A 12,082-nucleotide genomic window follows, 5' to 3' on the forward strand; every position below is an offset into this window, starting at 1 on the left:
GTTGAAATAGCCGCATATTCTACCCGTTATCTACGGGCGCGCCAAACCACTGATGATACCAGGGCGGTAAAAATTGCTCCCGCACGCGCCGGATTTGCCAGCGATGTTGCGAGAATGTCACTGATATTTGTCCGGCATGGGGGGTATCGTGCCAGATATACCCCTCTTTTCGATAGCGCCGGACCACTTTAGCCGACGGAAATCGCCATGCGTTATAGCGAGCCGCAGAATCCAGAGCAATCTCTCCCTCCACCCGCTGCACCAGCGGCAATGACGAAGAGGTATTGCTGCCATGGTGAGGTACCTGTATGAGGGTGGACCTCAGATGCTGCCAGTAATGGCTAAGCATAGCCTGTTCTGCTTGCGCTTCAATGTCTCCCGTCAGCAGAACGCTCTGCCCACCGTCGTCAATTTTTACTACGCAGGAGTGATTGTTACCCTGAGCCGGATAATTTTCAGGGGGCCAGTGAACGGTGAAGGTTAACCCCTGCCAGCGCCATTTCTGCCCGCGAAAACAGGGGCGATGTTCCGCCAGGCGCAATGTACTTCTCACCCACATCTCAGGCCACGTTTTTTGCAGCGATGCGAGGCCTCCCGCGTGATCGAGATGCTCATGGCTGAGAATAACGCCTTCTGGTTGCAGATGATGCCAGCGCAGCCATGGAATAATTAACCGCTGTGCGCTATCCCCGCCCGGCCAGGCAAGTCCGGTATCGTAAAGAATGGCTTTTCCCTGCCGTTCAATGACCATTGCCAGCCCCTGCCCCACGTCCAGCATATGGAGCGTCCAGGCGTCGCTTTTCACCGTGCGCCAGAGTGGGAATGTCAGTAAGACACTTCCAGCCAGACAAACGGCAGGGACGGTTTTCCAGGCGCGGAAACGCCAGCCGATGAGGATAAGCCAGGGCAGTAACGTCATGTACTGCCAGCGTTGATCAACACTCTGCCAGCCGTCAGGCAGGCGCATCAGCAGCCAGAATAGCCCCGAAAGTGACGTATCTGTTGCATACCAGATGGTGCTTTCCAGCCCCGCCAGCGGCAGCAGATGAAGCAGCATGCCGAGCAAAATCAGCGGTACGCAGACAAACGTTACCAGCGGAACGGCAAAGAGGTTTGCAACCAGAGAGGAAATACTGAAGCCATGGAAAATCAGAACCTGTAGCGGCATGAGAAGTAGCAACATGCCAGCCTGCAGAGAGATCAGGTTCAGCAGCGGACGTATCCGGCGAGCCCACTGCCGGTGGGGAAGAGGCAACCACTGAAACCAGAAAATCAGCGCGGCGACGGCAAATGCAGACAGAAGCAGACTCTGCGAAAGTATGGCTAAGGGATCGCTCACCAGGATCGCCGCGACACAGCAGATCCACACCTGCCAGGGAGACCATTGCCTGGCACCGATCCGCAGCGCCGCCAGCACAGCGAGGGCAATCACCGTTCGGAGCGCGGGAGGTTGCAATCCGGTCAGCCAGGCGTAGAAAGCGGCAAAGAACACCCCGGCCAGCAGAGGCATGCGCCAGTTAACCCGGTGGCAGGGTAATAAAAACTGGATCCCACGGGCAAGTAACCAGACGATGGAGGCCGCCAGCGCGATATGCAGCCCCGAAATCGCCATCAAATGCAGCGTGCCGGTTTCACGCATCAGGTCTTTTATTTCCCGGGATACATCCAGACGCTCCCCCATCCCCAGCCCGAGAATAACCTCGCTCCAGCGATAAGATGAAAGTCGGTTTTGCAGCGACGTCAGATATTGCGCGCGCAGGCTGCAGCGCCCGTCGACGAGTTCGGCATGGGTGAAGCGTCCGCTTAGCGTCTGATGGCGAGCAATCGCGCTGCGCTGGGGATCATACCCTCCGTCATTCAGTTCACCGTGTGCAGGCCTGAGCCTGAGCGTCATCGCCCAGCGCTGACCGGGACACGCTTCCTGCGGCAGATAATTGCCATACAGCGTAACGCCAGTAGAGCCCCACCAGCGTTGACCGTCGACGCGGAGAATGTTTCCCTGATGCTGAGTTGCGCCATCGGTGGCGGTGATCTCTACCTCAGCCTGCACAGCACCGGTGGTTAAATGCTGCATCGGCCAGACGCTCTCCTTCGCGGCCAGAATACCCCACACACAAAATAACAGCGTCATCCCCACATACTTCAGCCGTACGTTTTGGCATGCGGCCAGTGCAACCCCACCAGCCATCATTATCCACACGGTATAACGCGATGGCAGTTCAGGTAACCAAAGTAATGGGGCTATTGCCAGAATGGCGCATATACCTAAAGCGGGAATTCCCATTGCTACCTCCCTGTTTCAGGGTGGCAGTATGCGGGCAGGTCGAGCGGAGTGTCAGGTATGAAAAATGCAATCTACAGCAAGCGCTGCAGGGTTTTTAGCGCGTTGCAGCAAACACAACTGAAATTGCGAGACACCTTCAGAATGGTAGCGACGGAGACAAAAAAAGCACCCGCAGGTGCTTTCTTTCGAACCCAGTTTAACCCGCTGGCTAAACTCAGTTGCCGTAAATATTGGCGCGATCGCGCAGTTCTTTACCCGGCTTAAAGTGTGGAACGTACTTACCTTCCAGCTCGACTTTATCGCCAGTTTTCGGGTTACGCCCGGTACGTGGAGCACGATAGTGCAGAGAAAAACTACCGAAACCGCGGATTTCAATGCGCTCGCCCTGGGCAAGAGTGGAGGCCATATGCTCCAGCATCTCTTTTACGGCATCTTCCACTGCCTTGGCAGGGATATGCGGTTGCTGACTGGCAAGTCTTTCAATCAACTCTGACTTGGTCATGATTCCTCCGGTTCCTTTCAAACCAATTAGCTTAACAGCTCATTAAACAAGGGCGGCCGTAGCCGCCCTTTGTTATTGATTACAGGACGAATCCTGCAATCTGTCAAGTTTGCTCCTCATCCTTCGCGCTGTAAATGCGTTACAGCTCAAATGATGCTGAGAACCTGATATTACTCGCCTTTAGCTGCTTTGAAAGCTTCAGCCATTGCGTTGTTAGAGAAGTTTGCATCTTCCTGTTTGTTAACAGTTGCGATTGCATCTTTCTCATCAGCTTCGTCTTTAGCACGAACAGACAGGCTGATTGCACGGTTCTTACGGTCAACACCGGTGAACTTAGCTTCAACGTCATCGCCTACGTTCAGAACCAGAGTGGCATCTTCAACGCGGTCACGGGAAGCTTCAGAAGCGCGCAGGTAACCTTCAACGCCGTCAGCCAGTTCTACGGTTGCGCCTTTAGCGTCAACTGCAGTCACTTTACCGTTTACGATTGCGCCTTTCTTGTTCAGAGCAACCCAGTTGTTGAACGGATCTTCTGCGAGCTGTTTAACGCCCAGGGAGATACGCTCACGCTCTGCGTCAACCTGCAGAACAACTGCAGCGATTTCGTCGCCTTTTTTGTATTCACGAACTGCTTCTTCGCCTGCAACGTTCCAGGAGATGTCAGACAGGTGAACCAGGCCATCGATGCCGCCGTCCAGGCCGATGAAGATACCGAAGTCAGTGATAGACTTGATTTTACCTTCAACACGGTCGCCCTTGTTGTGGGTTTCCGCGAACTGCTGCCATGGGTTGTTTTTGCACTGCTTCAGGCCCAGGGAGATACGACGACGTTCTTCGTCGATATCCAGAACCATCACTTCCACTACATCACCAACGTTAACAACTTTGGATGGGTGGATGTTTTTGTTGGTCCAGTCCATTTCGGAAACGTGCACCAGGCCTTCAACGCCTTCTTCGATTTCAACGAAGCAGCCGTAGTCGGTCAGGTTGGTTACGCGACCAGTCAGTTTAGTACCTTCTGGGTAACGCTTAGCGATAGCTACCCATGGATCTTCGCCCAGCTGTTTCAGGCCGAGGGATACACGAGTACGCTCGCGGTCGAACTTCAGCACTTTAACAGTGATTTCGTCGCCCACGTTCACGATTTCGCTTGGGTGCTTAACGCGTTTCCACGCCATGTCGGTGATGTGCAGCAGGCCATCAACGCCGCCCAGGTCAACGAATGCGCCGTAGTCAGTGAGGTTCTTAACGATACCTTTGACTTCCATGCCTTCCTGCAGGTTTTCCAGCAGCTGATCGCGTTCTGCGCTGTTTTCGGATTCGATAACGGCACGACGGGAAACAACAACGTTGTTACGCTTCTGGTCCAGCTTGATTACTTTGAACTCAAGCTCTTTGCCTTCGAGGTGCAGGGTGTCACGGACTGGACGAACGTCTACCAGTGAACCTGGCAGGAACGCACGAATACCATTCAGCTCAACAGTGAAGCCACCTTTAACTTTGCCGTTGATAACACCGACCACAGTTTCAGCTTCTTCGTAAGCTTTCTCCAGCGTGATCCATGCTTCGTGACGTTTAGCTTTCTCACGAGACAGCAGGGTTTCGCCGAAGCCGTCTTCTACTGCGTCCAGAGCAACGTCAACTTCGTCACCAACCTGGATTTCCAGCTCGCCCTGGGCGTTTTTGAACTGCTCAGCCGGAATGGCGGACTCAGATTTCAGACCGGCGTCAACCAGTACTACGTCTTTGTCGATAGCAACAACAACACCACGAACGATGGAACCCGGACGGGTTTCGATTTCTTTTAAGGATTCTTCAAACAGTTGAGCAAAAGATTCAGTCATGTTTAATCTTCAGGTTAATATTAACGTCCACCTGGCTCCGTGCCGGATGGGGTTGTTTCACATACCCGCCGTCAATCCATTGCAGCGGGGGTACTGCTAAATCGGTCGCAATTACGCGAGTGCCAGTTTTTGGCGCGCATATTGTAGCGCTTTTTCAATCACTTGCTCAATAGTTAAACTGGTTGAATCCAGAACTAATGCATCTTCTGCAGGAACAAGTGGTGCGACGGCGCGGTTACGATCGCGGTCATCGCGCTCTTTTATCTCGGATAAAAGGCGATCAAAGTTAACACTAAACCCCTTTTCCTGCAACTGAAGCATACGGCGTTGAGCACGTTCTTCCGAAGAGGCGTCAAGGAAAATTTTTACTGGCGCATCAGGAAATACGACGGTTCCCATGTCGCGTCCGTCAGCGATCAGACCCGGGGCTTCACGAAACGCGCGCTGGCGACGCAGCAGCGCCTCGCGAACGCGTGGGAAAGCGGCCACCTGGGAGGCCGCATTAGCGACTTCCTGCGTACGGATTTCGCCGCTCACGTCTTCCCCTTCCAGAATCACTTCCAGGTTGCCATCGGTGGAAACAAAACGCACATCCAGATGTGCAGCCAGCGGTACCAGCGCTTCTTCAGAGGCGACATCCACGTGATGATGCAGCGCAGCCAGAGCCAGCACGCGATAGATTGCTCCCGAATCTAAAAGATGCCATTGCAATGCTTCCGCCATCGCTTTGCACAGAGTACCTTTCCCTGCGCCACTCGGCCCATCAATGGTGATTACCGGGGCAACTGCCGTCATCTTTTTCTCCTTAAACAAGGCATACCGTTAACATGAACGCCGCGCATTATACGCGTCAACGTACGCAACTGTTACCTTTGCGTGCAAATTACGGAATGATTGAAGCAGAGTGTAGAAGAAATGAGCGGGAAAGATCGTCAGGAAGCGTAAGGAAATGCCGCATCGGGTGATGCGGCAGAACGTAATCAGGCCAGGGTGCTAATGCGCGCCAGCTGCTCGAAGTAGTCCGGGAAGGTTTTCGCCGTACACTTCGGATCGAGAATGGTCACAGGCGTATCGGACAGCGCCACCAGCGAGAAACACATCGCCATACGGTGATCGTTGTAGGTGCCAATTTCTGCGAACTGCAGCTTTGCCGGCGGCGTGACGCGAATGTAGTCTTCGCCCTCTTCCACCTCAGCACCGACTTTACGCAGCTCGGTTGCCATCGCGAACAGGCGGTCCGTCTCTTTTACGCGCCAGTTATAGATGTTGCGCAGCGTGGTGGTGCCTTCGGCAAACAGCGCCGCCGTGGCAATGGTCATCGCCGCATCCGGGATATGGTTCATGTCCATGTCGATGGCGTTCAGCTCACCGTGCGTACAGGCGATGAAGTCATCGCCCCAGGTGACAACTGCACCCATTTTTTCGAGCACGTCAGCAAAACGAATGTCGCCCTGCACGCTGTTGCGGCCAATGCCGGTCACCTTCACCGTACCGCCTTTAATAGCGCCTGCCGCCAGGAAGTAGGAAGCAGATGAAGCGTCACCTTCAACCAGGTAGTTACCCGGAGACTGATACTGCTGCGCACCGCGAACCACGAAGCGCTGATACGCGAGGTTTTCCACCTCCACACCGAAGGTTTTCATCAGATGCAGGGTAATATCAATGTACGGCTTAGACACCAGGTCACCCTTGATAGTGATGACCGTATCCTGCGGTGCCAGCGGTGCAGTCATCAGCAGTGCCGTCAGGAACTGGCTGGAGACGCTGCCGTCAACCTCGACGTTGCCGCCGGTAAAGCCCCCACGCAGACGCAGTGGCGGATAATTTTCCTGCTCCAGATAGTCAATCTGCGCGCCACCCTGACGCAGGGCATCCACCAGGTGACCAATCGGACGCTCTTTCATGCGCGGCTCGCCGGTCAGCACGATGTTGTTGCTCCCCAGACACAGGGCCGCCGCCAGCGGACGCATCGCGGTACCGGCGTTCCCCAGAAACAGCTCAAGTTCTTCACTGGTTTGCAGCGCGCCGCCGTTGCCGGTCACTTCGCAACGGGTACGATCGTCGGAGAGAGTATATTGAACGCCCAACGCTTTCAGCGCATTGAGCATATGGCGCACGTCATCGCTGTCCAGCAGGTTGGTGAGGACGGTGGTGCCGTTTGCCAGAGCTGCCAGCAGCAGAGCGCGGTTCGAGACACTTTTTGAACCAGGCAGATTGATGGTGCCATCTACCCGCGCGATAGGTTGTAACGTCAGGGATTCCATGAAAACTAAACTCTCAACTCAACATAATAAAAACCCCGCAGGGACGCTGCGGGGGTGAAAAACAGCAAATTAACCGTGACGACGTTCGAAGTCGATCATGAAATCCGTCAGGGCTTTAACGCCTTCCAGCGGCATTGCGTTATAAATGGAGGCACGCATGCCGCCAACGACGCGGTGGCCTTTGAGCGCATGCAGGCCTTTCGCGAAGGACTCCTCAAGGAACACTTTGTCCAGGCTGCTGTCCGCCAGCTGGAACGGCACGTTCATACGGGAACGGTTAGCTTTCGCCACATCGTTACGGTAGAAATCGCTCTTGTCGATGACGCCATACAGCAGCTCGGCTTTCTGCTGATTGACCTTGTCCATCTGCGCCACGCCGCCGTTTTGCTTCAGCCATTTGAAGACCAGGCCGGAGAGATACCAGGCAAACGTTGGTGGGGTGTTGAACATAGAGTCATTATCGTTCAGCACGGTGTAGTCGAGAATCGACGGGCAGGACTTATGCGCTTTACCCAGCAGATCTTCACGCACAATAACGATCGTCAGGCCAGCAGGACCGATATTTTTCTGCGCGCCCGCATAGATAACACCGTAGCGGCTGACGTCAATGGGCGCAGACAGAATGGTGGAGGAGAAGTCGGCGGCAACAACAACGTCTTTGCCAAAGTCTGGCGTCTCGTCGATGGCAATCCCGTCAATGGTTTCGTTCGGGCAGTAGTGAAGATAGGCGGCGTTATCAGAAAGCTGCCACTCGCGCATTGGCTTCACGGCGCGCAGACCTTCAACGGTCACTTTGGCGTCGATAACGTTCGGCGTGCAGTATTTGTGCGCTTCTTTAACGGCGCTTGCCGCCCAGTAACCCGCGTCAACGTAGTCAGCCGTCGTTTTGTCGCCAAGGATATTCAGCGGTACGCCAGCAAACTGGCCGCGACCACCGCCATGGCAGAACAATACTTTGTAGTTCGAGGGAATGTTCAGCAGATCGCGAAAATCCTTTTCTGCCTCTTCGGCCACCTGAATAAACTCTTTACCACGGTGGCTGATTTCCATCACCGACGTACCGAGACCGTTCCAGTCACAAAGTTCCTGTTGAGCCTGTTTAAGCACGTCTGCCGGTAACATTGCCGGACCTGAACTGAAATTAAAGACTTGAGCCATTTCCCCTCACCACGCTAAAAGCCATAAGTTATAACTGTGGATATCGGTTTTATCATTCAGTGACACGCGCCGCAATGTCTAAAACTTATGACCGGGGAAATGTGCCCTTCATCACACAAAACAATCTGCCGCCTCGTCGTCACAAAACCGACAAAATCGCTGTCAGACGAGGCGTTTAGCCCGGCTAACCTTCGTCCATTCCGGATTTGCACAACGAGGGCATAATTGATGATCGCCCGCATGCATCCCCACCACATGACTACATTTTATACATGCATACTCCCCGGTTTCAGGTACCACCCTGAACCGTTCTACTAACATATCCGGCAGGATACACAGGCCGGGCTTAACGTCGTCGTCAGCATAGTAATAGACGCTGATTTGCCCGTTGGTTTCCATGATCGCCAGCCGCACCTGCCCGAGCTGTTCAACGCTATTCAGACGCAGCTCCATAAAGAACTCAAACTCGGTCATATTGGCGCTTTGCACATTTTCCCATGCCAGCTGCCCGTCCTTCACAATCACAACCGGCTTCCCTTCCAGAAGATCTTCCAGCTTTTCGCTTTTTGACATCAGCCACATGACCAGACGGTAGAGCAAGGCGAGGGAAACAAAAACGATAAACACCGGTACCATCGGCACGTCGTCATAAAAGGCGACATCCCCTGCCGCCGAGCCCAGTGTCAGAATGATCAGCACCTCAAACAGCGACATCTGCCGCACGCCGCGACGGCCGGTAATTTTGAGAAACAGGAAGACGAGTACGAAGGTGTACAGGCTGCGCAGCGCCACTTCACCCAGAAATTCAGGAGGAACTTTATCAAACGCCATCCGCTGGAGATCAAATGCTTTCATTTTTCTATGCCTTAACAGTGAGTTACTGACAGTAAGCATAGCCCAGCCATTTATTTTCGCCGGAGATAGCACCCGTCACGCAAAACCCGTATCATTGCGCGCTTTACGTACGATAAAAGTGAACGCCATGACTCAAACGTTTATCCCCGGCAAAGACGCCGCTCTGGAAGATTCCATCGCTCGCTTCCAGCAGAAACTGACCGACCTGGGCTTTAATATCGAAGAAGCCTCCTGGCTGAACCCGGTGCCTCACGTCTGGTCCGTGCATATCCGCGACAAAGACTGTGCGCTGTGCTTTACCAATGGTAAAGGCGCAACCAAAAAAGCGGCGCTGGCTTCTGCGCTGGGTGAGTATTTTGAGCGTCTGTCCACCAACTATTTCTTCGCCGATTTCTGGCTGGGCGAAACCATCGCCAACGGCCCGTTCGTTCACTATCCGAATGAAAAATGGTTCCCGCTTCCCGAAGACGACGAACTGCCGGAAGGCATTCTGGATGCCCGTCTGCGCGCGTTCTACGATCCGGAAAACGAACTGACTGCCAGCATGCTGATCGATCTCCAGTCTGGCAATGAAGAGCGTGGGATCTGCGCCCTGCCGTTCACCCGTCAGTCTGACGAGCAGATCGTGTATATTCCGATGAATATCGTCGGCAACCTGTATGTGTCCAACGGCATGTCCGCTGGTAATACCCGCAATGAAGCGCGCGTGCAGGGTCTATCCGAAGTGTTCGAGCGCCACATTAAAAACCGCATCATCGCTGAATCCATCAGCCTGCCGGAGATCCCGGCGGACGTGCTGGCGCGCTACCCGGGTGTGGTGGAATCCATCGCGAAACTGGAAGCAGAAGGTTTCCCAATCTTTGCGTATGACGGCTCTCTGGGCGGCAAATATCCGGTTATCTGCGTCGTGCTGTTTAACCCGACTAACGGCACCTGCTTCGCCTCCTTCGGCGCGCATCCTGACTTCGGCGTGGCGCTGGAGCGTACCGTGACCGAACTGCTGCAAGGCCGTAGTCTGAAAGATCTCGATGTCTTTACTCCGCCAACCTTTGACGATGAAGAAGTCGCCGAGCACACCAACCTCGAAACCCACTTCATCGACTCCAGCGGTTTGATCTCCTGGGATATGTTTAAGCAGGACGCGGACTATCCGTTCGTGGACTGGAGCTTTGCCGGTACCACTGAAGAAGAGTTCGCCACACTGATGGCAATCTTCAACGCCGAAGATCAGGAAGTCTACATTGCCGACTACGAACACCTGGGCGTTTACGCATGCCGCATCATCGTACCTGGGATGTCCGATATCTACCCGGCGGAAGATCTGTGGCTCGCCAACAACAGCATGGGCGCGCACCTGCGTGAGACTCTACTCTCCCTGCCGGGCAGCGAGTGGGAAAAAGAAGATTATCTCAACCTGATCGCCCAGCTGGACGATGAAGGCCACGATGACTTCACCCGCGTGCGCGAACTGCTGGGTCTGGCGACCGGTAAGGACAACGGCTGGTACACGCTGCGTATCGGTGAGCTGAAAGCGATGCTGGCCCTCGCCGGCGGCGATCTGGATCAGGCCCTGGCCTGGACCGAATGGACCATGGAGTTTAACCAGTCGGTCTTCTCTGCAGAGCGCACCAACTACTATCGCTGCCTGCAAACCCTGCTGCTGCTTGCACAGGAAGACGATCGTGAGCCATTGCAGTATCTGAACGCCTTCGTACGCATGTACGGTGCAGAAGCAGTTGAAGCCGCCAGCGCGGCGCTGAGCGGTGAAGAGCCGTTCTATGGTCTGCAGGCGGTTGATAGCGATCTGAAGGCCTTCCCGGCTCATCAGTCTCTGCTCAACGCCTATGAGAAATTGCAGAAGGCGAAAGCCGCTTACTGGTCAAAATAAGCGCATATAACATTAACGGCTGTAGGCGTATTCAATCGTCTGGGCTATATTACGGGGCAATTTCATTGCCCCTTTTTTTATTTTTTTCGGCAATGATTGTTGATTGTAATAATAAAGTTAAACATGGGTAAATATAATAATATTTAGCCGGGCTTTATTGTTACTTTTTATGGTTAATACTCCATATTAATTAACTGTTTCGAAGGGGGCCGAACGAAAAAATTCAACTCTTTTCATAACTTTTAAAATTTATTTTTATACGGATAATCAAATACTTACTCCGCATTTGTTGTAAAACCATACATACTGCGGGCCTATAAGCCAGGCGAGATATGATCTATATCAATTTCTCTTCTATAATGCTTTGTTAGTATCTCGTCGCCGACTTAATAAAGAGAGAGTTAGTGTGAAAGCTGACAACCCTTTTGATCTTTTACTCCCCGCCGCGATGGCAAAAGTTGCCGAAGAAGCGGGTGTCTATAAAGCAACGAAACACCCGATGAAGACGTTCTATCTGGCGATCACGGCCGGTGTGTTCATCTCTATCGCGTTCGTCTTCTACATCACCGCCACCACCGGTACTGCCGGAATGCCTTTCGGCATGGCCAAACTGATTGGCGGCATTTGCTTCTCACTGGGTCTGATTCTCTGCGTCATTTGCGGCGCCGACCTCTTCACCTCAACGGTGCTGATTGTTGTGGCGAAAGCCAGCGGAAGAATTACCTGGGGTCAACTGGCGCGCAACTGGCTTAACGTCTACGTTGGTAACCTGATTGGCTGTCTGCTCTTTGTTCTGTTGATGTGGCTCTCTGGCGAGTATATGACCGCCAACGGTGGCTGGGGGCTTAATGTCCTGCAAACCGCTGACCACAAAATGCACCATACATTTATCGAAGCCGTTGCTCTCGGCATCCTCGCAAACCTGATGGTCTGCCTGGCGGTCTGGATGAGCTACTCTGGTCGTAGCCTGATGGATAAAGCCATGATTATGGTTCTGCCGGTTGCGATGTTTGTTGCCAGCGGCTTTGAGCACAGTATTGCGAATATGTTCATGATCCCAATGGGGATTGTTATCCGCAACTTTGCAAGCCCGGAGTTCTGGACCGCAGTTGGTTCATCCCCGGAAAGTTTCTCACACCTGACTATTATGAATTTCATTACTGATAACCTGATCCCCGTCACTATCGGGAACATTATCGGTGGGGGTCTGTTAGTTGGGTTGACATACTGGGTCATTTACCTGCGTGGCGGCGACCATCATTAATGGTTGTCTCAGGCAGTAAAATA

The 12,082-nt window shown here is 53.5% G+C and carries 9 protein-coding genes; 2 read left to right on the plus strand and 7 right to left on the minus strand.

What is annotated here, in order from left to right; genetic code table 11:
- Window positions 1-19: 19 nt before the first annotated feature.
- From D5066_RS02620 to D5066_RS02650, 7 genes are all read right to left on the minus strand, one after another.
- Window positions 20-2,284: a ComEC family protein gene (locus tag D5066_RS02620; protein ID WP_119914963.1), complete on the minus strand. Its 2,265-nt coding sequence runs from the start codon at window positions 2,282-2,284 to the stop codon at window positions 20-22.
- Between the two features lie 214 nt (window positions 2,285-2,498).
- On the minus strand, window positions 2,499-2,786 hold the full coding sequence (gene ihfB / locus D5066_RS02625; protein ID WP_008499965.1) for an integration host factor subunit beta: 288 nt from the start codon (window positions 2,784-2,786) through the stop codon (window positions 2,499-2,501).
- A 170-nt stretch (window positions 2,787-2,956) separates the two neighbouring features.
- The gene (rpsA, locus tag D5066_RS02630; RefSeq protein ID WP_008499966.1) at window positions 2,957-4,630 is read right to left on the minus strand and encodes a 30S ribosomal protein S1; all 1,674 of its coding nucleotides are present in this window, start codon (window positions 4,628-4,630) and stop codon (window positions 2,957-2,959) included.
- Between the two features lie 111 nt (window positions 4,631-4,741).
- Window positions 4,742-5,425 (minus strand): (d)CMP kinase, encoded by a 684-nt coding sequence (cmk, locus tag D5066_RS02635; RefSeq protein ID WP_013097305.1) that lies wholly within the window; start codon window positions 5,423-5,425, stop codon window positions 4,742-4,744.
- A 185-nt stretch (window positions 5,426-5,610) separates the two neighbouring features.
- The gene (gene aroA / locus D5066_RS02640) at window positions 5,611-6,894 is read right to left on the minus strand and encodes a 3-phosphoshikimate 1-carboxyvinyltransferase (RefSeq protein ID WP_119914964.1); all 1,284 of its coding nucleotides are present in this window, start codon (window positions 6,892-6,894) and stop codon (window positions 5,611-5,613) included.
- 69 nt (window positions 6,895-6,963) lie between these two features.
- Entirely contained in the window at window positions 6,964-8,052 is a 1,089-nt protein-coding gene (gene serC, locus D5066_RS02645) for a 3-phosphoserine/phosphohydroxythreonine transaminase (protein WP_080327699.1), read from the minus strand.
- A 162-nt stretch (window positions 8,053-8,214) separates the two neighbouring features.
- Window positions 8,215-8,907, minus strand: coding sequence for a DUF421 domain-containing protein (locus D5066_RS02650; RefSeq protein WP_080327700.1), 693 nt, complete (start codon window positions 8,905-8,907; stop codon window positions 8,215-8,217).
- Between the two features lie 127 nt (window positions 8,908-9,034).
- On the opposite strand from D5066_RS02650, the gene ycaO reads away from it, so the two are divergent.
- Both ycaO and focA read left to right on the plus strand, forming a co-directional pair.
- Window positions 9,035-10,795: a 30S ribosomal protein S12 methylthiotransferase accessory factor YcaO gene (gene ycaO / locus D5066_RS02655; protein WP_165853319.1), complete on the plus strand. Its 1,761-nt coding sequence runs from the start codon at window positions 9,035-9,037 to the stop codon at window positions 10,793-10,795.
- Between the two features lie 406 nt (window positions 10,796-11,201).
- Window positions 11,202-12,059: a formate transporter FocA gene (gene focA, locus D5066_RS02660; protein WP_028012564.1), complete on the plus strand. Its 858-nt coding sequence runs from the start codon at window positions 11,202-11,204 to the stop codon at window positions 12,057-12,059.
- Window positions 12,060-12,082 lie beyond the last annotated feature (23 nt).

This window comes from Enterobacter chuandaensis (genome assembly GCF_003594915.1).
In the GTDB taxonomy this organism is placed as follows: Bacteria; Pseudomonadota; Gammaproteobacteria; order Enterobacterales; family Enterobacteriaceae; genus Enterobacter; species Enterobacter chuandaensis.